Raw genomic sequence first — 22,268 nt, forward strand, 5'->3', positions numbered from 1 at the left:
TCAAGTAGACAGACAATACACAATAATATATTTTTATGAGATTTCACCCCTTTTCTTTTTTACTGATGATCACCATAGCTTTGACTTTTACAGTTAAAGCCCAGGAGAGCCTAACATATCAGACACCTTCTCAGAGTATTGTCGAACTGGTAGATGCCCCCAATGTCTCTGACATCAAACTCAACCCACTCCAAACGTGGATGGTTGTATTGAACAAGCCACGATATATTGATATAGACAGGGCTGCCAAGCCAATCAAAGGTCTTGCCGGACTAAGTGTCGATACTGCTTTGAGAACAATTATCACAAAAAATAACGAGAGTGACCCCTATACTTCGATCAAACTGACCAACTTAACGAGCGGAAGCGATGTAAGCCTGAGTGGAATGCCGAATGAACTGCGTTTAGACAACTTGACATGGCATTTGGATGGACAACGTTTTGTCTATACCAACGAGACACAAAACGGATTGGAACTCTGGTATGCAGACCTGAATTCTCTTTCGACCAAAAAATTGAACATCGATCGTCTAAATGTAATAACAGGGAAACCTATACAATGGGTGAGCGGAGAGGACTGTTTGTTGGTTCAAGTCCCGGCATGGGATAAAAAACCGGCCCCCATCGCTACCCCTATTGCGCGCGGCCCCATTATCCAAGAAAACATGGGAAAACGTACCCGGGCGCAGACTTACCAAAACCTATTGAGCAATACCCATGATGAAGCTCTTTTTGATTATTATGCGGAAAGTCAACTCATAAAAGTCTATCTGGATGGTCGTACAGAAAAATTCGGTGAACCAGGTATATTTACCACCAATACTTTCTCCCCGGATCGTAAATATATACTCATACAGCGTATCCAAAAGCCTTATTCTTACAGCGTAGGACTTAGTTATTTCTCACAAACGACCGAAATCTGGGACCAAAGCGGAACTAAAGTAACCACCTTGCATGAACGCCCCTTGATAGAAAATACCGCAAGCAATATCAACTATGAACGGAAACATCAATGGAGAAAGGGAAAACCTCATGAGCTAGTTTGGGTAAAACGTATTCCAAAAAATAAAAAATACCGTGACGAAATCTTGTCTTTGTCAGCACCTTTCGATGGTACACCTCAAGTATTATATCGTACCAATTTGTCATACAAGGACATTGTTTGGGGAAATGACCATTTCGCGGTAGTCAAAGAGCAACAGACGAGCCAACGGAAGTTAAAATGGTCACTAATCAACCCAACAAACGGAGAACTCATCAAGGTGATCGAGGAAAGGAGCTCGGAAGACGGGTATCGGGATCCGGGCAATTTTGTCATCAGCAAAGGCAAAATGCTTATATCCGGAGATCAGTCTCCTGTAGTCTATACAATTAGTGAAGGTGCTTCGCCCGAAGGTGAACGCCCCTTTTTATTGCGTTGGGATCTGATGAAAGACAAACGGGATACGATATTTAAGTCAAAGGCAAACCATTATGAGAAACCGATCCATTTTGATGGCAAAAAGACCCTTTATTTTACAAGAGAATCCCGCAACGTGCCTCCCAACATGATCCGTAAGGATATACAGAGCAATGCAGAAACAGTACTAACGGCTTTCGAATCCCTTTATCCCAGCCTGGCAAGTACACAAAAACGGTTGATTTCTTACCGGAGAGAAGATGGGGTTAATCTATCTGGCATATTGCACCTCCCAGAGGGTTTTGAGCCGAAAAAAGATGCTCCATTGCCTGTCCTGGTTTGGGCTTATCCCCGTGAATACCTAAGCAAAGAAACTGCCGGACAGGTAAGAGTAACACCACATCGATTTACGGAAATAGCTTTTCGCTCACCTGTATATTGGGTGACCCGTGGCTATGCGGTTGTAGAATCAGCTGCTATGCCCGTCGTCAAAAGGGAAAAAGATCGTCCCAACGACAACTTTGTGGAAGAGATCACACTCAATGCCAAAGCACTGATCGATTATTTGGTGGAAGAAGGCATTGGCGACCGAAAACGCTTTGGTGTCGGAGGACATTCCTACGGAGCCTTTATGACAGCTAATCTACTTGCACACACCGACCTATTTGCCGCAGGAATTGCCCGTAGTGGTGCATACAACCGGACCCTGACCCCATTCGGATTTCAGAATGAAACTAGAATATATTGGCAGGCAAAAGACGTCTATGACCACATCTCGCCATTTAATTATGCCGATCAGATCAAAAGACCTCTATTGATCACACATGGTATAGATGATGAAAATATGGGAACACATCCTATACAAAGCGAACGACTGTATGCCGCCATCAAAGGACATGGAGGTACCGCAAGATTAGTTATGTTCCCTTATGAATACCATGGGTTTAGAGCAAGAGAATCTATTTTACACATTCTTTGGGAACAAGACCGTTGGTTGGAAAAATACGTAAAAAATAGGAAAGATTAGAGTAAAAGATTCTTGTATGTGGCATTTTTTTTATATACCTTAGCCTGCCTAAACTTAAAACTATTGATGCAACAATTCATAGACCAAATCTATAACATTGTCTGGAGCGATGCTCTTGTATATTTCTGCCTACTATCCGGTGTCTACTTTACCATCCGATTCAAACTTCCCCAACTGCGCTATCTGAAAGACATGGTCAAACTGCTTTTTACAGGCAACAGTTCGGATAAGGGCATTTCCTCGTTTCAGGCTTTTTCATTGGCCATATCTGGCCGTGTGGGGACAGGCAACATAGCCGGAGTCGCTACAGCTATCGCTATGGGTGGGCCGGGTGCAATCTTTTGGATGTGGGCAATCGCGTTCTTGGGAGCTTCTTCTGCTATGGTCGAAGCCACTTTGGGACAGATGTACAAAGAGGTAAAGGATGGCCAATACCGAGGTGGACCAGCTTTTTATATACTTCGAGGATTGAAGTCCAAAGTATTTGCTTGGACGCTTGCCGCTGTCACAGTCATCAGTACGGGATTTTTGCTTCCCAGTGTGCAGAGTAATAGTATATCCATCTCTGCTAATGCTGCTTTCGGTCTTTCCCATCATCTTATCGCAATCATTTTGATCCTTATTCTCGGCGTCATCATCATCGGTGGTGTCAAACGGATCAGTAGAGTAGCCGAATATGTCGTTCCCTTTATGGCCGGTGCCTACATCTTGATGGCTCTCATCATCATGGCTTTGAACTTTACATCCATACCAGACATCTTCTACTTGATCTTGGACTCTGCTTTCAATGTGGATTCTGCATTTGGCGGCGTCATAGGCATGGCGATATCTTGGGGCGTCAAACGTGGCATATACAGCAACGAAGCTGGGCAGGGAACCGCCCCTCATGCTGCTGCTGCTGCAGAAGTCACGCATCCGATCAAACAAGGGCTTGTACAAGGCTTTTCCGTATATGTGGACACCTTATTTGTCTGCTCAGCTACGGCATTCATGATCCTGTTTACCGGGCAATACAATGTCATCAATCCCGAGGGAGGGTTTCTCGTTCACAATCTCCCGAATATAGCGCCAGGCCCAGAGTTTACACAATACGCGGTTGCACATCATTTTCCACTGATAGGAGATGCCTTTGTCGCCATAGCCCTACTCTTCTTTGCCTTCACTACGATCATGGCCTATTATTACATCGCTGAGACCAATGTTAGTTTCATCATGGGCAAAAACAAAAGTACCTGGATGGTATGGGCATTACGTATCCTGATCCTTGTATCGGTCTACATGGGTTGTGTCACAACAGCAGCTTCGGCTTGGACATTGGGGGATATAGGTGTGGGTATAATGGCTTGGCTCAACTTAATCGCTATCCTGCTACTACACAATAAAGTGTTACTTCTACTCAAAGATTACGATAGTCAGCGAAAAGCGGGCAAGGATCCTGTATTTGATAATTCAAAATTCAATATCCCTGGCATGGAATTTTGGAACAGAAATAAAGAGGAGAAATAGTGTATCTGAATCATCCCAATACATCATTTCTTGTCCTATGACAATTTTATATTCCGTATATGTTCATAAATTTAAAACCTAAACATACGGCAATGAAAATCATAAAAGCAATCTTATTTTCGCTCTTTGGACTACTTTTGATCAATGGTGGGCTGAATAAATTCATACAATACATGCCCGTACCGGAAGGTCTGCCCGAAGAATTGGTAAAAGACAACCTTGCTTTTGCTGAGATATCGTGGCTGATGCCATTGATCGGTTTTGCAGAAGTACTGGGCGGCCTGCTGATATTGCTTCCGAAAACACGAGCTTTGGGAACGTTGATCGTTTTTCCTGTGATGGTTGGCGTATTGCTCACACATATGACCGTCGCACCCGATGGACTGTTTATGGCATTGGTCATTTGGGCATTTATGCTATGGATTATTTGGGACAATAGGTCTAAATACTTAGGGTTGTTAAAATAGCAACATCTCCTACTGATCGAAATCATATGCAATGACATCGAACGAAATAGTAGGCAGTAAATTCACATCCCTAAATCACCCCATACAAACTTCCACCCTTCGCACCTAATTGATCTACACGCCTTTCTACGGCTTCATCCTTGATCAGATCCGGTGCGTGATGAGGTTTGCGCCTTGCATCGATGATGATTGAGCCCTCACAGCCCCAATGTTTGTATTTGGTAAAAGATCCCACCCCATAGATATCATAGGCCGGATTGGACTTCGTAAAAGCGACCCACACGAAATTGTTGATATGATCCGTCGTGAAGCCTGCATCATCTGCCAACACGATCAACGGTATGCCTGTGAGATCCTTTTCCTGCAAAGCCTTACACCAAGTATCCAGTACCTGCTTTTCTTCTTCGTACGTCGTGAACGTAGAGCCTTCTACCACTAACACTCCCGGAAGGGCCAGCTTGGCATGGCCGAACGGCCTTGGCAATTCCAGTCCGGCAGGTATCTCTGTCGCCAACGCCCTCTTTTTTTCACCTGCTGCTGCAAACACGACTTTGGAGCCTGCATTCAGTCCGTCTCCCGAGTAGTCCAAGGTATCGATCGTCGTATTGGTATGGAAATGTAAATCTCGTTTGGGATCGATACGCTCCAGAATATGGGTCAAGAATCCGATGATATTGTGGATATCCAGATTGGGGTTGTCGTCGGAGGCCGCTATAAACAGATATTTGGCCAGGCTCAGCTGGTTCTTGCCCAATATCTGGTTGGCTATGGTCAATATCTCCTGCGGCCTGTCGACCTGTTGATATGGAGTATAGCTTTCACGCCCTATGGCAAAGAGCAACGGATGTACGCCGGCCGGATCGACAGCATGTACAGCCTTTAGTCCATTGATTTCTTTGGGAATGGCATTGCCTGTGATTTCGTGGATCAGTGCTCCAAAACTGGTATCTTCCTGCGGTGGCCTTCCCACTACGGTAAACGACCATATCGGATCTTTCTTGTGGTACACATTATGCACTTTCATCAATGGGAACGGATGCGCAAGGCTATAGTAACCGATATGATCGCCAAACGGGCCTTCTAGTTTGGTCTCATTCGGATAGACCGTACCCGTAATCACAAAATCGGCATCTGCCGAAATACAGAACCCTTCCTCATCGTAAAAATAGCGGAAACGCCTATTGCCCAAAGCACCAGCAAAAATCATTTCCGAGAGCCCTTCGGGCAAAGGCATGACAGCCGACAAAGGATGTGAGGGTGGCCCGCCAACAAATATACTGACCTTCAAAGGCTGTCCGAGCTGATTGGCTTTCTGTTGATGCACACCTATACCCCTATGCAATTGGTAGTGCAGTCCAATTTCCCTATCAGGGATATATTCATTTCCCGACAACTGTATGCGGTACATCCCCAGGTTGGCTTTCATGATACCGGGACTGCTCACATCTTCGGTGTACACCTGTGGCATAGTCACAAAAGCACCTCCATCCATCGGCCAGTTGACGATCTGTGGAAGCTTGCTGACCTGTGTCTTACCATACAGTATAGGGGCTCCGGATTTTTTCTTCCAGGGCAATGCGCCCAACGCAACAGCCGATGAACCTATATATCGCAGCGGGTTTTTCAATACAGCCGTAGGATCCATCTTGACGTCCACTAACCTCTTGATATGATCGAGCGTATCGCGAAACATGAACTTCGAACGATCCATCGTACCGAATAGATTGGACACGGCCGGAAATTCAGAACCCTTGATGTTTTCGAAAAACAAAGCGGGGCCCTGTGCATCATATACCCGCATGTGTATAGCCGCCATCTCCAGATAGGGATCTACTTCTTCTTTGATGCGGATCAGGTGACCATGTCTTTCCAGATCGTCCACACAGGCAGCTAAACTCGGATATCCCATTTTTGTACTGTATTTAGTGAATTACAAAAATAACAGAATATTTCTTCTATAAAAATTTCCTTCAATGGCAGATGGCTACTTCGAAGATACGGTCATGCCAAAGGTCAAATCTCATGGGCTTCATCCATACCATTGCACATCTTCGATATCAATCATAGGGTTACTTCCGTAGATTTTCTGATCTGTACACCGTATTTTTCTTTAAGTTCTTCAAACTGTTGCTGTGTACTGCTTTCAAAGCCTCCAATGGGTGACATACAGTCCTCGAGCAACGTAATACGGGCAGTTATCGATCTGTCATCTGCAAAATGCTCCAAAATCTGTTCGACCGACGCCAACACACAGTGACTAGAAGCCTCCCCTGCGATAAAGATGGTATCGTACTCACGAATAGCGTCCAGCACTGCATGATTGACATAGTATTCTTTGTCATATTCCGCTTTGATGATACCATACATCTCGGTATAAGGGTTTTGTCCTTTGTAGATCAGCTTGGGTGTAGCGTTGCGTACTGCCGCATGAAAATAAAGCATCTTGGTGAATTCGCTTTCGAGCTTAGCCCCGGCCGTACCTTCCAGACAGTGATAAGGCCAGATACAAAGCTGTTTCTTGCCTGCAGATTCCAGGTTACGCAGATATTCCAAAGAACGCCCGGTTTCGCCATTTGCCGCTGTCCAGATACCATTTGCCGCATCTTCGTAACTGATGATTGTAAAGGGTGCCGGATGGTTACCCTCTCTGTCCAACCACCAGACCGGGTGAAAGATCTGCATCATGGAGTGGCAATCCAGGCTGCATATCACTTGGGTCAAGGATTCTATATTGCGATACATCCACTGCGTAAGGCGTTGTACGTCTCCTTTTGAGCCCTGTACAGCCAGGCTTCCGATATTTTCCATAAAATCATTCTGCACATCAATAGCCAAGAGGAGTGTTCGTTTCTCGTCTTGGGAGGCGGGTGCGATGTGTTCTCTTTGGGCCAATGCCAAGATGTCATTTATGTTTTCTTTACTCTCGTATGAAGCGATGCGAGCCACATCGATAATATTTTCATATGCTGTATTCATCTCATTAATTTATCAATTCGTCAATGTCTGCGTCACCATAGTTTGTTTATTAAGTACAATTATCGCAGACAGTTTTAATTTTATTGTGGAGTATCTTTTACCCAACAAACATGAAGAATAGTTTTTATATCCCAAAATAAATCGAGCATGTTTAACGCAACACAAAAAATATGCAGCCTCCTACGGTCGGTTTCCGTTTTTGAGAAAATCGTCATCTCGAACGAAGAGAGAGATCTATGGATGAGCAAAAATTAATTCTATATGACTATAGATTTCTCCTCTTACCTCGTCGAAATGACGTTTTGAGGATTCTTGTGGTACACCCATTCCGAAATTCAAGGTAAAACATAGTGTTGATTCTTCGTATTTTCGTTTAATCAACCTATATTTATATTTCGATGACGGATAGGATTCGGTGATGGATAAAGCTATAATAGTTGAGTAAAAGTAACGGAATGCATACACCCAGCAAAAATACCGTATATACCATAGGCCATTCTACACATAGTTTCGGTGAATTTTTGGCGATGCTACAGTCTTTTGGGATTAAAACACTGGTCGATATCCGACGGCTTCCCGGCTCACGGAAGTTTCCCCAGTTTGACCAGGAGAATCTGGAAGCGTCGCTACTGGAAAACGGCATCCGGTACATGTACATAAAAGAACTGGGTGGCAGAAGGAAAGTACTTAAAGATTCTAAAAACACCCGTTGGCGAAATGCTTCTTTCCGCGGCTATGCCGATTATATGGAAACCGAAGATTTTGTACAGGGTGTTGAAGCATTGGAAGCCGTCGTCTTGGAATCGCCAACCGCATATATGTGCGCCGAAGCCGTGTGGTGGCGTTGTCATCGTGCCTTGGTATCCGATTATCTGAAAGCCAAAGGTTGGACGGTGCTGCATATTATGGACGTGAATAAAGCGGAAGAGCACTCCTATACATCGCCGGCGAACGTGATTGGCGACCGGATATCTTATTCTGATGAAGATTTGTTTAACCAATAAAATAGTTATGGGTACAAAATTTAAAATAGGTGACAAAGTAAGCTGGAACTCAGAAGCCGGAAGAGTTTCGGGTACGATAATAAAGGTGCATACAAAAGATTTTGATTACAAAGGTTATACACACCACGCCACGGAAGCCGATCCGCAATATGAAATAAAAAGCGACAAAACAGACCATATCGCAGCACACAAAGGTACTGCACTGACAAAGATTTAATTATACTAGGGTCTGATCTCCCGCAGACTGCTCTTCTGCATAAATTTACGCTTTCGACCTGTACGATTCCGATGGTCGGTCAAAAGATAAGGATATAGAAATGACCGACGAGGTGAAGCCCAAAAATCCCCATACGGCTCTTGCCAATGTAGGCGTGATAAAAGCCATTGACTGGAAAACATTTGAGGGAAACAAAAGCGGCAATTATGTGGCGGGATTACCTCACTTCGTTCGGTGATCCCTTGTGTGGAGGCTTCAACCAAAATGAATCCATTCGCTACGCTCATTTCTTATTTCTGTTGAACAGGCTTCACTCAAACGAGTTTGGCTCACCCTATTCAACAGAAAACCCGACTTACGTCGGGCTTCATTTTGGTTGGCGGAGAGAGCGGGATTCGAACCCGCGGTACCGTTTCCAGTACGACAGTTTAGCAAACTGTTCCTTTCGGCCACTCAGGCACCTCTCCTTAAAATTAACAGTGCAAACATAATGTAAAAAAACCAATCTGCAAAGTGTGCAAAACGTTTTTTTAACAAATTTCCTACAACGAAATTTAAGCTATTGATTTTCAATTTCTTTATGGGAATCTTTCTTTTTATTGACATCGTAGTCTATACGCACATGGTATATGCTCATCAGCATACTTTTGAACAGTTCTGCGGCACTGTGTATATCTTTCAATGTAATATTGGCATTCTCAAACTGTTTCTGTATCAGCTTATGCTCAATGATCTTATCCACGAGCGTATTGATTGATTCCTTGGTCGGCTCTTTCAGAGACCGTGCTGCCGCCTCCACCGAATCGGCCATCATCAGCACAGCCGTCTCTTTCGAAAATGGAATAGGTCCCGGATAGCGAAAGATCGTTTCATCGACCAATTTGTCCGGGTTATTTTTCAAAAACTCATTGTAGAAATAATCTACACGGGTCGTGCCGTGATGTGTACGGATAAAGTCGATGATCACATCCGGCAGCTGATGACGTCGGGCTATTTCTACTCCTTTGATGACGTGGGAGATAATGATTTGTGCACTCTGCTCGGATGTGAGCTCTTCGTGCGGATTGCTTCCGGTCTTTTGGTTTTCGATAAAATAAAGTGGATTGATCATCTTACCGATATCGTGATACAATGCTCCGGCACGTATCAATAAAGGGTTCCCCCCTATTTTATAAATCGCCGCTTCGGCCAGATTGGCTACTTGCAGAGAATGCTGAAAAGTCCCCGGCGCTTTCAACGATAGCTCCCGCAATAGCTTCGAATTGCTATTGGTCAATTCCATCAAGGTAAGGTCGGAGACAATGCCAAAGAGCTTTTCAAAGGCGTAGATCAATGGATAAGCCAACAAGGTCAGCCCCACACTGACGACAAAAGGAAGGAGATCATTGAAATATATGCTTCCCAATGACCCATTCCGCGTCAGTACCAAACCGATGTACCCGATGATGTACGTAGCCAGTATCAAAATACTCGAAATCAAGAACTGCTCCCGCTTGACCATGGACTTGATACTATATATAGCCACCAGACCGGAGATGAACTGCAAAAACACAAAATCGTAGCTATTGGGTACGAACAAAGCCGCGATCAATACCATGAGCAAATGAATATTGAGTGCGACGCGTGTATCGAACAGGATACGTAATATAATCGGCACACCACAATACGGAATATAGTACAAGCTGCCTATCTTTACTTTGATAGCCCAGGTCAACACGCCTAACATGGCAATGATGACGATAAATATAATGAACAGGAGGCGGTTGTTGTAGAAGATCTCCCGTCTAAAATAGTACAGAAAGACCAACAGCAGTGTCATCACCATTCCGACAATAAAAAACTGCCCCAGAGCAACGTAATTCTGGTCACCACCGATCTTATTCTCATCCTCAAAGACTTTTTTCAGCGACAACAGTTTTTGATAAGTCTCATTGTTGACGATCTTGTCCTTTTCGGCAATCAATTCACCTTTCTGAACCATCCCCCGCGTCGTTGAAATGTTGGCCAATGCCGTCTGTTCGATCTTGTGGGTCAAGGATTCATTGTATATGTAATTGACCGTAATGTAGTTTTTCAACAAATCGGCTAGCCACTCTTTTCTGCTTATCTTGGAATCTTTATTTAGATTTTGCCGGACGTATTCGTAAGCCGTTTCGATGGTAAAACAGTCGACCGTATTTTTCTGCTGGGCTATATTTCCCGACAGAAGGGTAAAATTATAGTTTGATTCTGTGGCATCTACTTTTTCGGGATCTTCGCCTTTGTTTTGATACCTGTTTACCAATGAGATTACGCCTCTATTGTAGATATACGATAGGAGATCCTCCCCTTTCTCCCGATAGGTATCCATCTTGAGGTTCGGAACGGTATCCATGAGACTGGACTGCCATTTTTCGGCGAGGTCGGTCGTGAATTGATCGATCTGCTCTTTACTGATGTGCGCTTGCAGATTGTACGTGGGCTGAACGGTCTTTAAGATATGTTGCCTATCCTTATCCAGTTCTTCCTTTGTCTTGAGCACAGAAAAGTTGTAAGGCGAGACCAAGTTTTCATGGTTCCATGGCTTTCCTTTTTGAAATTCATATTCAAATCGAGGTTGCTTGGGCAAAAATATGCAGATCAGCAACACCGTGAATGTGACCATGGCGTATTTGACAAAGGGCGAATCCGCTTGAAGTTTTGTGTTGAAGTAATTTATCTTAAGTTTAGCCACAGTTTTCTACATTGGATATATCTTACAAACAAATGTAAGATTATCTTGTCAATTTAAAAAAGTCCATTTCTCAATCGCAGACTTCCGAAGTTAGGATTTATCAATTTAAAATCGTATATTTGACTAATTCACAGAGGCATCTATTATTCTTATCCCCAAGCCACTCGCTTCCCTTAAGAACAAAGTACCTTTCATTTTATCACAATAAATCTTTAATTCTAATTAATGGCTAAAAGTCAACTTACATTCAAAAAGAAAGAAACAGCAAAAAAGAAGCAACAAAAAAAACAGGAAAAGCTGGAAAGAAGAGAAATCAACAAGGCAAGCAACAACAAGGGTAAATCCCTGGAAGAGATGTTTGCTTATGTAGATGAGTTCGGAAACATTTCGGACACCCCTCCTGCCCAACCTTACAAATTCAAGGAAGAAGACCTGCTACGCCCCGCAGATCCTGAGGACGAATACCTATTCGGCAAGGTCTCCTACTACAACGAAGAAGGACATTACGGTTTCATCCGGGACAACGAGTCAAGGGAAACCGTCTACTTCAATGATAAACTCGCTGGTATGGTATTGCCACTACACCAAAAAGTCAAGTACAAGTACACACGCTCGAAACAGGGCAACCAGATTTCGGAAGTGGAAATGATATAATACCTTGCATTATCCATAAGGTTGCTCCTGAGCGGGCAACCTTTATCTACACATTTTAACAGTTAGAAACATGAACAAACATATCGTATTGAAATATCCCAATGCGTTGGCTGAGGGATTGAGGATAAACTATAACATGGAACACAGAGGCGAAATCCATACGATCGAATGCAGCATCGACGAGAAACAACCTAAACCTTCTTGGCTACAGCTGCATAAATTCAATTTCACCTCCCTCAAGACAAAAGGTTGCTACAGCTTACTCTTCGAGGAAAGCAAGTACAACAAAAACCTCGATACACTATTGTTTATGGATCAGGTCTACGCTTTGATTATGTCACAGGCAAACTACAAGATCGATTAAACAAAAAAATGCAGCAAACTTTAGATTTGCTACATTTTCCAGATACCCTTTAAAGGGGGTATTCCAAATTGGGAAATTATCCTGCTACGCGTACATTGACGGCGTTAAGTCCTTTTTTTCCATTTTCCACTTCATAGGTCACTTGATCATTTTCACGGATGTGGTTGATCAAACCTGTAGAGTGTACAAAAACATCAGCACCGCCATCTGCAGGTGTGATAAAACCGAAACCCTTGGTCTCATTAAAGAATTTTACTGTTCCTTCTTGCATTGTATTACTATTTTATTGATAAATTATTCTACTAGTTATTCCGACAAGGCATTGCTTACCTTCTGGCAAAACAAGGTGCTTTATAAATGTTAACAGAAATATATGAGGAGATTTAAAATCGAGACTTCAAGGCCACCCAGCGCGTTACTGCTGTATATATTGTTGATAACTATTAAAATGGCAACTGAAAGAGCTTAACTGATAATGTGAGAGAAAACCTCAACAATGTCAGAATGAGCGTAGGCAGAGCCTTGTATAAAGCAAAGATAAGACTATTTTAGCGTAAATAAAAGTTTTTTCTCATTTATTATGGATTGAACCTCTCTTAAAGCTGGCACATGCCTAACGGACAGGCAGGCACGACCCCTGTCGTGTACCTAATGCTATTAAGTTAAGCGTACTTTTGTCATCCCGACAGCTTGTCCCGAAAGCATTCGGGAATAGGAGGAATCTAAAAACCTACAGTTGGAAGATCCAATGTTGCATCAGCCCCGCTGCCACCAACACGACCTTGATGCCTGCTACGCAGTCGGCAAGCCTCAGGATGACATAAAACGACGTTCACATCCTTAACTTATCTGGACATCGCATGGATCACCTGCACATGCGACCTGAACGCACCCCAAAAGGAGGCAAACTCATTGTACTTAATATTATATTCCTCGCAAGTCTGTCTGACAATACGATTGATAGCCGGGTAGTGTACATGGCAGATTTTGGGAAACAGGTGATGCTCCACTTGAAAATTAAGGCCACCGAGTATCCAGGTCAATACTTTACTCTTCGTCGCAAAGTTGGCTGTAGATTGGATTTGGTGTATCATCCATTCCTCTTCGACCTTGGCTTCGTTGATGGTCTTAAATTCCGTTTCCTCAACCACATGCGCCAACTGAAACACCGTTGCCAGACTCATGCCGCATACTGCACCTGCAATCAATAGCCCCAGCAACGTTGGCAACCAACCGACAACGACCACGGGAAGGACAATAAACAAGCCAAAATGTATGACCTTGCTTGTCCAAAAAATGATCCTTTCTCTCATTGGAAAATCAAACTGTGCTTTGCTGTCACCCATACGCTGCCTAAAATATTTCTCGTAGTCCTGATAAAATATCCAGGCCAGATAGGATATACCGTACAACAGAGGAAAGTAAAAACGTTGGTAACGGTGGTGTTTCTTCAGTTGCTGATCATGGTGTATCCGCATGAACTTTACTTCGATATCGTGGTCTTCGCCATCAATATTGGTGTAGGTGTGGTGCGCGATGTTGTGTTTAAGCTTCCAGAAATAGATATTACCTCCCAAAAGGTTGAGGGAATAGGACAGTATTGTATTGAGTCTCTTATTGTCCGAAAACGAGTTGTGTCCGGCATCGTGCATGATATTAAAACCGATGGCAGCCAGATTGACACCAAAAAGCATACACAAAACGATGCTGATCGCCCAATGTGGCTGCACAAACACCAAAACAGTATATAATGCTACAAATGTCCCCAGCAAAACCGATGCCTTGATAAACATCCGTCGATTGCCGGTCTTCTTTTGCAATGTCTTCTTGAAGTATTCGTTTGTTTTTTGCTTAAGGGACTTGGAAAACAATGTGTTTACATTGTTGAATTTAATGGTTGGATTCATTTAACGTGTTGGGGGGAAATGTATGATGACTTGTGTTATTATGCTAGACTAAATTGGCTAACCGTTGTAAATGTACGGTTTATAATCTGTATATCCTCCACAATAAGTTGTTAAGGAGTGTTAAAAAGCAGTGTAATACAAAATCTTCTCTTTTTCTTGGATATTCGCTGTTTTTTTGCACCTTGTGTATAGCCTATGCTTAGGCGGGTCCTATACAGCTTTTATCATCCTCAGATATTTCTTGTGTCGTTCCCGGATCATACCCAAGTGCCTCTTGGTTTGTTATAGTGTTGGCAATGACTTTCTTCTACAAAACCATTCCAAAATAATCTTATTTTTGTCATTCGACCGCGTCTAAAACGAGAGTATCAAATCTTAATTAGGAAATATGAATAAAATCGTAACAGTTGTATTTGCTGTATGTCTCCTGTGGACTATAGAAGGATCTGTAGGCAGGGAAAAGACTATAGGCAGACAGGTAAAAGTATTGCAGATCAACGTGTGGCAGGGTACCACGGCCGTACAGGATGGCTTTAAAGGGCTCGTGCAGATTATCGAGCAGACCGACCCCGATATCATCCTCCTCTCCGAGACGCAGGGTAAAAACATAGATGTCGTCAATAAACTAGTAGATACCCTACAACAGCTAGGCAAGACATATTACGGAGAGACGAACCGTAGCAGTGCAGGCCTGCTATCCAAGTATGCCGTAAAAAATGCGCAGGGCTGCTGTGCCTCCGATACACAGGGACCTATGGCCAAAGCTTATATAACGATCGACGGAAAGACACTAGCGGTCTATTCGGCACATTTGGACTATACGCATTATGAATGTTACCTGCCTCGGGGCTACAGCGGAGTGAATTGGAAAAAAATAGCCTCTCCCGTAGGGGATGCCGACTCGGTCTTGACGGCCAATAGACGCTCACAGCGGGACGAATCTATAGCTGCGTTCGTACAGGATGCAAAAGCTGAAATCGAACGAGGAAACCTCATCTTATTGGGTGGCGATTTTAACGAGCCGTCGCATCTGGACTGGCAGGCAGACACCAAAGACCTCCGTGACCACAATGGTCTGGTCATTAATTGGGATTGTTCCGTAATGCTTACTGAGATAGGCATGGTAGATGCTTACCGTCAAAAATTTCCGGATGCAGTCCGCTATCCCGGATTTACCTTTCCGTCTGCAAACAATGCCGTACCTATCCATAAACTCACTTGGGCACCCGAGGCAGACGAAAGGGAGCGTATAGACTTTATATATTACTATCCTGATGTTACATGGTCGCTAAGCGATATGTCCATAGTAGGCCCTACGGGGACAATCGTGAGAGGAAAACTTCAAGAGAACAATTTCGCCGATCCTTTTATTGTCCCCACAGACATATGGCCTACTGACCATAAGGGTAATTTGGCGACATTTGTGATCTATTAGAAAATCGTATCGAACGAAAAAAAACATTCTATTCAGATGTCTTTTAGTAGAGCCGGAGGCTGTGTAACTTTATCCATAACTCACTGATAGTATATCATTTATAAGCATCACTTTTACGAGGTCTCGCTAGTGTCTCGCAAAAACTGACAACCTATATTCCCTATTGTAATTCTTTAGTTTTTGATGTAGGCTAAAGGAAGATCGCAATGTTGTTTATTCTTCTTCCAATTCTTTTCCTCAGATCCTGATAAAATAACGGTAGTTTGAATTATATTAACGTAATTATACATAATTCTAACGTTGTTATATATTAAATTAATGTATATTTATTATATTATACCGTTATATCAGTTATTAATTACATTATTTATATTTATTTTTACGTTGTTTTAATTTATATTAACGTTAATACAATATATTATAACATATTTATATTTTGTAATATCGTAATGTTAATATCTATTAACGTTAGTTTGAATTAAATATTCGTTGTTATTTTTCTTAATAACGTTGATACTAATTATATTATCGGTATATTAGTATATAATTACATTATATTGTCTCACAATGAGTGTCATTATCTAATCCAGAATATAAACAAGTAAATCTAAAATTGTTAGTTATGAGTTATATACGTGTATTAGGAGGCTTCGGTCAGTATAGAGATAGCGATTGGTCGAAGCGGATGTCGTGCTTACTGCAATGAGGGGGAATCCTCACTTCCCCACCCCCACTCCATCGCTTTCAGAAGTGGAAAAATACCTATAATGAGTATTTGGTGAATTTGGCGCGAGTTAACTGGACATGCGGACGTGTCGACAGGGTGCTCAAACGGGAAAGCAAGGCAAGATTAGCCACTTTATTGGGCGAGCTGGCAGCCCATGTCAATTTTGTGGCCAAAGGTAAATTGTCCATCCTGTATACATCGGGGTTTCCCGTGTTTACAGGACGCAGGAAAGGTACCGTTCCCGCAGTACCTACCGGTGGCCAGCTTTCTGATGGTAGACTCCTCGACGAAATCCGCTTCGATTTTAATCCGTTGGGCAGAGATCTGACCTATGAGTGCAGGTATGCGGTATGGACGTCATATGATGAAGTTGAACCCTATTCGTCCCAACTCCAATGGGAGAATTCACTTTTTACTACCCGATCCCGGAATAACGTGATTAAAGGAGTTCCGTTCCGATCAATAGTTTTCATTAATCGTTGTAAAAATCTACTTGATCTCAATGAATTGGGATTGTAGTTGATGAATGGAGCCGGAGGGATTGCTTGCGCCCTACAACCCCGCACGCAAGGCCGCAGCCATCACTTTAGGGGGGTACAAAGCAACCGAATGCCCGACAATAGTCGGGCATTCGGTTGCGTTTGTGGAGCCGGAGGGATTCGAACCCTCGTCCAAACATAGTATGATTTACGCTTTCTACATGCTTAGTTTCTCTTTAGTTGTCGGGAGACGGAAGGTGAGAAACTTACCTATACCGTTCTCCGTAGTTGCTGTATCTCACAAGTGCTTAGCAACATCACACTTGCCAGTTCTATAGTTCGATGCCCCTAATGTTAGACCAAAGAACAGGATCTAACGGGACAAATAGCTATGTTAAGTCTAACTTAAGCAGCTAAGGCGTAGTTATTTTCGCCATTTATAAAGTTGAAAGTTCAGATTAAAGTGCTAGACTAACAATGCACTGCATGCTTACATAACCATCGCTATCCTGTCAATTCCGGTCGACCCCAATGTTGTTATGTTTTACAAAATTACGTATTTATTTGAATTATAAGACAACAAAAGGTTTAAAAATCCCTTAAAAAAAGAAGCTACCCTCCATGACAAAGGGTAGCTCCTATCTATGAACTAATAAAACATAAGAGTGCACTACTTGTTCGTAGCGATGTTAAGCTTAGTCTGTGATTCTCCTTCGACCTCCTCAACATAAGCATACACAGTATAGATTTTACCTGCTTCCAACTTTGCATTCTCCAATGTTGCAACATCTTCTTCCTGCCCGTTGATTTTCACGGCAAGGGATACTTCTTCTGCAGGATCGGCTTCTATAAATGTGCCAATCGTTTTATAGGCTACGTCTTCCATCAAAGCGTTTTCACCGTCTCCAAGCCACAAATCAAGATTTCCATCCAGATCAGCCAGGTTGGCAAAACGGATTTTCACCTTACCTGTGGATGGATTGGTCAGATTGTCCTCCGCAATAATGATTTCAGCATCTTCTCCTTCACCTATAGCAAAGGCAGAATAAGACTTATCTCTAGCAAATGTATATTTGTGACTTGCCAAAGTATCCGTCTCATCTGTCTGAAAAACACTGATGTTCTGTTCTCCGGCATCTACCAAAAAATAAGCAGATTGTGATCCGTAATCAATACCAGACGAATTTAACTTAGTAGTTCCGGCATGTAGGTCTATTTCATCAATACCTTGCAAAAGATTCAATACCGATGTCTGTGCTTTCTGCGGTATAGGTACATCACAACAATCATCTCCTTTGCACGAGGCGAAACCTAGCGTAACCACAGAGGCAATCACAAAAGCAGAAACTCTGAGCAATTGAGGTACTTTAAAATTAATGTTCATGATTCGTCAATTTAAAATGTTTAACCAAATAATACTTAAATCTAATTTATCATGAAGGCCTTCGAAGTATATATACGAACATCGTGGACGATTCGCTACAAATATTTTTTTTAACATGGGTCTGGTTTGGATAGGAGCCCACCTGTTAATGGGTGCGTACAGTACAGCCTATACCCGAAATGGCATACGTCAGCAGCAGTCGTAAAAATCAAGCAGGAGCCTTCAAAAAAGCAAGCTAGATCATCTTTTTGGAAAAGAAGAACAGCTCGTATCGAAGACTTTCGTATACCAAGCCGAGCGACACTAAAGTTTCACTGAAAGTTTTTTTAAGACCTTTTCAAAATTCCCTTACAAATATCTCCGATCAATCCCGGCCCTTCGTAAATAAAACCTGTATAAACCTGTACGAGAGAAGCTCCGGCATCCAGTTTTTCCAGAGCATCTGCGGCCGAATGTATTCCTCCCACGCCGATGATGGAAAATGCCCGATTGGATTTTTCAGACAAATAACGTATCACTTCTGTAGAACGCTTGGTCAGCGGCTTTCCACTGACTCCTCCCGTTTCCTTGACCAATGCAGGATCACTTCGCAAGCCTTCTCGGGAGATTGTGGTATTGGTGGCGATGACACCGGCTATCTTAGTCGTCATGACGATCTCGATGATATCATCCAATTGACTGTCGGTCAGGTCGGGTGCTATTTTCAACAAAATGGGTTTAGATTGGGGCTTGGCATAATTGCGTTCCTGTAGGGTATTCAAGATATGCATCAAAGGTTCCTTCTCCTGCAAATCCCGTAGACCGGGTGTATTTGGAGAACTGACATTGACTACAAAATAATCTACATAGTCGTACAAAGCATTGAAACAATAGATATAATCGTTGACAGCCTGTTCGTTCGGTGTGACCTTGTTCTTTCCGATATTGCCGCCTATGATGACACCTTCCGTATTCTTGAGATACTTCAATCTCCCCGCAGCGACATCCGCTCCCTGGTTGTTGAATCCCATTCGATTGATCAATGCCTCATCTTCCACCAATCTAAACATGCGCGGTGCATCATTGCCGGGTTGAGGCCGGGGCGTGACCGTACCGATCTCGATAAAGCCAAAACCAAAATTGGCCATTTCCTCGATATACTCCGCATTCTTGTCAAATCCTGCTGCCAAACCAACTGGATTCTTAAATTTCAATCCAAAAACCTCCCGTTCGAGCCGACTGTCGTTTACCGAATAGATAGATTTCAAAAACGATTTTGCACCCCATATTTTGGTAAAAGTCCTTAATCCACCTGTTACTGTATGATGGGCCCTCTCTGGATCTAACGAAAAGAAAACCGGTTTAACTAATTTGTACATGTTGAAAAGTTAAAAGTCAAAAGTAAAAATTTAAAATGGAAATGTTCAACGTTTAAAGTTTAAGGTTTAAAGTTTCTGACAACTTACCACTTATCACTTACCACTAAAAAAATTACTACTTTTGCAGGGAAATGATTGCGATAAACAACTTAACATTTGAAATAGGCTCCAGAGCCCTATATGACGAAGCAAACTGGCACATCAAACCCGGTGACAAGGTCGGACTGATCGGTGCCAATGGTACCGGAAAATCCACTTTACTCAAACTGATCGTAGGTGAATACAGCCCTACCTCCGGAACCATATCCATGGCCAAGGACCTCAAGTTAGGGTATCTCAATCAGGATCTTTTGTCCTATCACTCGGACAAGAGTATTCTTCACGTTGCTATGGAAGCCTTTGCACGACAAAACCAATTGCATAGTGAAATCGAAGAACTGTTGAAAAAACTCGAAACAGACTATTCGGACGACATATTGAACAAGCTCAGCGACAGGCAAATGGAATTTGAAGCCCTAGACGGTTATAACATTGAATTCCGTGCCCATGAAATCCTCGCGGGATTAGGTTTTTCTGAAGCGGAACAGCAACGTCCCTTAGCCACTTTTTCCGGCGGCTGGCGTATGCGTGTCATGCTAGCCCGTATACTGCTGCAAACACCGGACATCCTCCTGCTCGATGAGCCGACAAACCACTTGGACCTTCCTTCCATCAAATGGTTGGAAAACTACCTTCAAGCCTTTGAGGGAGCTATCGTCATCGTTTCACACGACCGATACTTCCTGGATCGTATTATCAACAAGACCGTGGAATCTAGAAGGGGCAAATTGACTCTTTACGCAGGCAATTATTCGTTCTACCTCGAAGAAAAAGCCCTGCGCGAAGAGATACAAAGCAATCAATTCAAGAACCAACAGGCCAAAATAAAGCAAGAAGAACGGCTTATCGAACGTTTCCGTGCCAAAGCTTCCAAAGCCAAAATGGTACAGTCTCGAATAAAAGCACTGGATCGCATGGAAAAGGTTGATGATGTAGACGATGACAATCCCGAAGTAAACTTTAGCTTTAAGTTTTCAAAACCCTCTGGCCGTCATGTGGTCACGTTGGAAAACATTTCGAAATCCTACCCAAACCTGGATATCCTCGAAAACACAAACGGATTGATCGAAAAAGGCGACAAGATTGCTTTGATCGGTGCCAACGGTAAGGGAAAATCGACCCTATTGCGTATCATTGCTGATGCCGACAAGGACTTTTCGGGAAAAAATACTAAAGGACACAACGTTTCGCAAACATTCTTTGCGCAGCACCAGTTGGAAGCTTTACACTTAGAAAACACCATATTGCAGGAGTTGCAGACTTTTGCCCCTAAGCATACCGAGACCGAGCTCCGTTCGTTATTAGGTTGTTTCCTTTTTACCGGTGATGATGTATTCAAAAAAATCAAGGTATTATCAGGAGGTGAAAAATCCCGTGTGGCCTTAGCCAAAGCCCTCACGGCTGATGCCAACTTCCTCGTACTCGATGAGCCTACCAACCACCTGGATATGGCTTCCGTCAATATCTTGATCCAAGCCCTGCAACAATACGAAGGTACATTCATCGTCGTATCCCATGACAGGTACTTCCTCGATCACATTGCCAACAAGATCTGGTTTATCGAGAATAAAGAAATCAAGGAATATCCGGGTACATACGAAGAATACGAAGTATGGAATGCCAAACGTGTCAAACCTCTCGAACAGCCCACAAAAAAAGTTGTAAAAGAAGAGCCGAAACAAGAAAAAAAGGATTCTGAAGAAGACGTTACCCGGCTATTGCAAAAGAAAAACAAGGCTTTGGCCCAATTGGAACTACAGATCAGCGAAAAGGATGTTGAAATAAAGCATTTGGAAGAACTCCTTGCCAAAGACGAAGTATTTTCGGATGCCGTAAAACTACAGGAGACTACCCGTAAATACAATTCTACGAAAGCCGAATACGACCAATTGCAAAAGCAATGGGAGGAACTGGCCGAAGAGATTATGGAGCTAGAGGAAGTTAAATAACAGCACTTTTCTAAAATGCTGTTATTTCTCCCGTGCCGGAACCGTCCACAAAAACAAGGTGTGCCCGTCTACTTCAATTTCCTTTTTTGGTTTCCAGTCCCCCATATCAAAAGCATGGGAAACTACTTTTGTACCCGGCTTCATCTCGTCGAGGATTTTTGGGCGTAGCTTGAGATTGACAGAAGGCAATAAATAAAGCGTCAGCACATCTGCCTTGCTGAAATCAAAATCAAAAAGATCGCCTTCAATAAAGGTCACTTTGTCGGTCACCCCTTCCTTTTTTGCATTCTCATTGGCCTCTTGGATACGTTGCGGATCCAAGTCTATCCCAGTTGCGATAGCACCCCTTTTGGCAGCGGTAATCACGATACGTCCATCTCCACATCCCAAGTCGTAATGACGATCTCCAGATTTCAGACCAGCTAGATCCAGCATAGCATCCACGACGGATTGGTCCGTAGGAACATAAGGTACGTCCAAATCTTTCTTCTGCGCATAAGTCTGTAATCCGACAAAGATAAAAACTGTAACGATGATGTTTTTCATGTAATTCATGGGTTTATAGTTTATGTGTCTTAAATAAATGTCGCTATATTCAAATAA

The 22,268-nt window shown here is 42.9% G+C and carries 19 protein-coding genes, 1 tRNA gene and 1 other RNA gene; 11 read left to right on the forward strand and 10 right to left on the reverse strand.

Annotated elements, in window-relative coordinates; all coding sequences use genetic code 11:
• Positions 1-35: 35 nt before the first annotated feature.
• From G5B00_RS11725 to G5B00_RS11735, 3 genes are all read left to right on the forward strand, one after another.
• Positions 36-2,426 (forward strand): alpha/beta hydrolase family protein, encoded by a 2,391-nt coding sequence (locus G5B00_RS11725; protein ID WP_163875352.1) that lies wholly within the window; start codon positions 36-38, stop codon positions 2,424-2,426.
• A 63-nt stretch (positions 2,427-2,489) separates the two neighbouring features.
• Entirely contained in the window at positions 2,490-3,932 is a 1,443-nt protein-coding gene (locus G5B00_RS11730; protein WP_410510770.1) for an alanine/glycine:cation symporter family protein, read from the forward strand.
• Between the two features lie 92 nt (positions 3,933-4,024).
• A complete protein-coding gene (locus tag G5B00_RS11735) occupies positions 4,025-4,399 on the forward strand; it encodes a DoxX family protein (protein WP_163875357.1) in 375 nt (124 codons plus the stop codon).
• A gap of 70 nt (positions 4,400-4,469) precedes the next feature.
• Here the strand turns inward: G5B00_RS11735 and G5B00_RS11740 are convergent, their stop codons facing one another.
• Together G5B00_RS11740 and G5B00_RS11745 are read right to left on the reverse strand one after the other, a co-directional pair.
• Entirely contained in the window at positions 4,470-6,308 is a 1,839-nt protein-coding gene (locus G5B00_RS11740) for a UbiD family decarboxylase (protein WP_163875360.1), read from the reverse strand.
• Positions 6,309-6,460: 152 nt separating this feature from the next.
• A complete protein-coding gene (locus tag G5B00_RS11745) occupies positions 6,461-7,375 on the reverse strand; it encodes a hypothetical protein (RefSeq protein WP_163875363.1) in 915 nt (304 codons plus the stop codon).
• A gap of 437 nt (positions 7,376-7,812) precedes the next feature.
• On the opposite strand from G5B00_RS11745, the gene G5B00_RS11750 reads away from it, so the two are divergent.
• From G5B00_RS11750 to G5B00_RS11760, 3 genes are all read left to right on the forward strand, one after another.
• Positions 7,813-8,379: a DUF488 family protein gene (locus G5B00_RS11750; RefSeq protein WP_240894472.1), complete on the forward strand. Its 567-nt coding sequence runs from the start codon at positions 7,813-7,815 to the stop codon at positions 8,377-8,379.
• Between the two features lie 7 nt (positions 8,380-8,386).
• Positions 8,387-8,596 (forward strand): DUF2945 domain-containing protein, encoded by a 210-nt coding sequence (locus G5B00_RS11755; protein ID WP_163875366.1) that lies wholly within the window; start codon positions 8,387-8,389, stop codon positions 8,594-8,596.
• 100 nt (positions 8,597-8,696) lie between these two features.
• Positions 8,697-8,834 (forward strand): hypothetical protein, encoded by a 138-nt coding sequence (locus tag G5B00_RS11760; protein ID WP_163875369.1) that lies wholly within the window; start codon positions 8,697-8,699, stop codon positions 8,832-8,834.
• 139 nt (positions 8,835-8,973) lie between these two features.
• On the opposite strand, the gene G5B00_RS11765 is transcribed toward G5B00_RS11760, so the two are convergent.
• Both G5B00_RS11765 and G5B00_RS11770 read right to left on the reverse strand, forming a co-directional pair.
• Positions 8,974-9,063: transfer RNA gene (locus tag G5B00_RS11765), tRNA-Ser, on the reverse strand.
• Positions 9,064-9,155: 92 nt separating this feature from the next.
• Positions 9,156-11,309 carry an HD family phosphohydrolase gene (locus G5B00_RS11770; RefSeq protein WP_163875372.1) on the reverse strand — a complete coding sequence of 718 codons (2,154 nt, stop codon included), beginning with the start codon at positions 11,307-11,309 and terminating at the stop codon, positions 9,156-9,158.
• A 225-nt stretch (positions 11,310-11,534) separates the two neighbouring features.
• On the opposite strand from G5B00_RS11770, the gene G5B00_RS11775 reads away from it, so the two are divergent.
• Positions 11,535-11,963, forward strand: coding sequence for a cold-shock protein (locus G5B00_RS11775; protein WP_240894473.1), 429 nt, complete (start codon positions 11,535-11,537; stop codon positions 11,961-11,963).
• A gap of 70 nt (positions 11,964-12,033) precedes the next feature.
• Complete coding sequence (locus G5B00_RS11780; protein ID WP_163875375.1) at positions 12,034-12,327, forward strand: hypothetical protein; 294 nt, start codon at positions 12,034-12,036, stop codon at positions 12,325-12,327.
• A 76-nt stretch (positions 12,328-12,403) separates the two neighbouring features.
• Here G5B00_RS11780 and G5B00_RS11785 read toward each other — a convergent pair whose 3' ends face one another.
• Together G5B00_RS11785 and G5B00_RS11790 are read right to left on the reverse strand one after the other, a co-directional pair.
• Positions 12,404-12,598, reverse strand: a complete 195-nt coding sequence (locus tag G5B00_RS11785) for a cold-shock protein (RefSeq protein WP_163875378.1) — start codon at positions 12,596-12,598, stop codon at positions 12,404-12,406.
• A gap of 574 nt (positions 12,599-13,172) precedes the next feature.
• Positions 13,173-14,234: a fatty acid desaturase family protein gene (locus G5B00_RS11790; protein WP_163875381.1), complete on the reverse strand. Its 1,062-nt coding sequence runs from the start codon at positions 14,232-14,234 to the stop codon at positions 13,173-13,175.
• Between the two features lie 388 nt (positions 14,235-14,622).
• On the opposite strand from G5B00_RS11790, the gene G5B00_RS11795 reads away from it, so the two are divergent.
• Together G5B00_RS11795 and G5B00_RS11800 are read left to right on the forward strand one after the other, a co-directional pair.
• Positions 14,623-15,669 carry an endonuclease/exonuclease/phosphatase family protein gene (locus G5B00_RS11795; protein WP_163875384.1) on the forward strand — a complete coding sequence of 349 codons (1,047 nt, stop codon included), beginning with the start codon at positions 14,623-14,625 and terminating at the stop codon, positions 15,667-15,669.
• A gap of 778 nt (positions 15,670-16,447) precedes the next feature.
• Positions 16,448-16,915: a hypothetical protein gene (locus G5B00_RS11800; protein ID WP_163875386.1), complete on the forward strand. Its 468-nt coding sequence runs from the start codon at positions 16,448-16,450 to the stop codon at positions 16,913-16,915.
• Positions 16,916-17,037: 122 nt separating this feature from the next.
• Here G5B00_RS11800 and ssrA read toward each other — a convergent pair.
• The 3 genes from ssrA to G5B00_RS11815 form a co-directional block, all read right to left on the reverse strand.
• Positions 17,038-17,405: a transfer-messenger RNA gene (ssrA, locus tag G5B00_RS11805) on the reverse strand.
• Positions 17,406-17,545: 140 nt separating this feature from the next.
• Positions 17,546-18,259, reverse strand: a complete 714-nt coding sequence (locus G5B00_RS11810; protein ID WP_163875388.1) for a DUF4397 domain-containing protein — start codon at positions 18,257-18,259, stop codon at positions 17,546-17,548.
• 326 nt (positions 18,260-18,585) lie between these two features.
• Entirely contained in the window at positions 18,586-19,617 is a 1,032-nt protein-coding gene (locus tag G5B00_RS11815; RefSeq protein WP_163875391.1) for a quinone-dependent dihydroorotate dehydrogenase, read from the reverse strand.
• A 131-nt stretch (positions 19,618-19,748) separates the two neighbouring features.
• Here G5B00_RS11815 and G5B00_RS11820 point away from each other — a divergent pair, with 131 nt between their 5' ends.
• Positions 19,749-21,665, forward strand: a complete 1,917-nt coding sequence (locus G5B00_RS11820; RefSeq protein ID WP_163875394.1) for an ABC-F family ATP-binding cassette domain-containing protein — start codon at positions 19,749-19,751, stop codon at positions 21,663-21,665.
• Positions 21,666-21,686: 21 nt separating this feature from the next.
• Here the strand turns inward: G5B00_RS11820 and G5B00_RS11825 are convergent.
• Positions 21,687-22,268 (reverse strand): SAM-dependent methyltransferase (locus G5B00_RS11825; protein ID WP_317168847.1); only part of this gene is annotated, 582 nt, incomplete at its 5' end.

The sequence above is a fragment of the Parapedobacter sp. SGR-10 genome (assembly GCF_011030405.1).
In the GTDB taxonomy this organism is placed as follows: domain Bacteria; phylum Bacteroidota; class Bacteroidia; order Sphingobacteriales; family Sphingobacteriaceae; genus Sphingobacterium.

Excerpts from the sequence above, each read along its gene's own strand:
- G5B00_RS11725 (WP_163875352.1), top strand. The coding sequence starts at position 36 with ATGAGATTTCACCCCTTTTCTTTTTTACTGATGATCACCATAGCTTTG.
- G5B00_RS11735 (WP_163875357.1), top strand. The coding sequence starts at position 4,025 with ATGAAAATCATAAAAGCAATCTTATTTTCGCTCTTTGGACTACTTTTG.
- G5B00_RS11740 (WP_163875360.1), bottom strand. The coding sequence starts at position 6,308 with ATGGGATATCCGAGTTTAGCTGCCTGTGTGGACGATCTGGAAAGACAT.
- G5B00_RS11745 (WP_163875363.1), bottom strand. The coding sequence starts at position 7,375 with ATGAATACAGCATATGAAAATATTATCGATGTGGCTCGCATCGCTTCA.
- G5B00_RS11755 (WP_163875366.1), top strand. The coding sequence starts at position 8,387 with ATGGGTACAAAATTTAAAATAGGTGACAAAGTAAGCTGGAACTCAGAA.
- G5B00_RS11760 (WP_163875369.1), top strand. The coding sequence starts at position 8,697 with ATGACCGACGAGGTGAAGCCCAAAAATCCCCATACGGCTCTTGCCAAT.
- G5B00_RS11775 (WP_240894473.1), top strand. The coding sequence starts at position 11,535 with ATGGCTAAAAGTCAACTTACATTCAAAAAGAAAGAAACAGCAAAAAAG.
- G5B00_RS11780 (WP_163875375.1), top strand. The coding sequence starts at position 12,034 with ATGAACAAACATATCGTATTGAAATATCCCAATGCGTTGGCTGAGGGA.
- G5B00_RS11785 (WP_163875378.1), bottom strand. The coding sequence starts at position 12,598 with ATGCAAGAAGGAACAGTAAAATTCTTTAATGAGACCAAGGGTTTCGGT.
- G5B00_RS11790 (WP_163875381.1), bottom strand. The coding sequence starts at position 14,234 with ATGAATCCAACCATTAAATTCAACAATGTAAACACATTGTTTTCCAAG.
- G5B00_RS11795 (WP_163875384.1), top strand. The coding sequence starts at position 14,623 with ATGAATAAAATCGTAACAGTTGTATTTGCTGTATGTCTCCTGTGGACT.
- G5B00_RS11810 (WP_163875388.1), bottom strand. The coding sequence starts at position 18,259 with ATGAACATTAATTTTAAAGTACCTCAATTGCTCAGAGTTTCTGCTTTT.
- G5B00_RS11815 (WP_163875391.1), bottom strand. The coding sequence starts at position 19,617 with ATGTACAAATTAGTTAAACCGGTTTTCTTTTCGTTAGATCCAGAGAGG.
- G5B00_RS11820 (WP_163875394.1), top strand. The coding sequence starts at position 19,749 with ATGATTGCGATAAACAACTTAACATTTGAAATAGGCTCCAGAGCCCTA.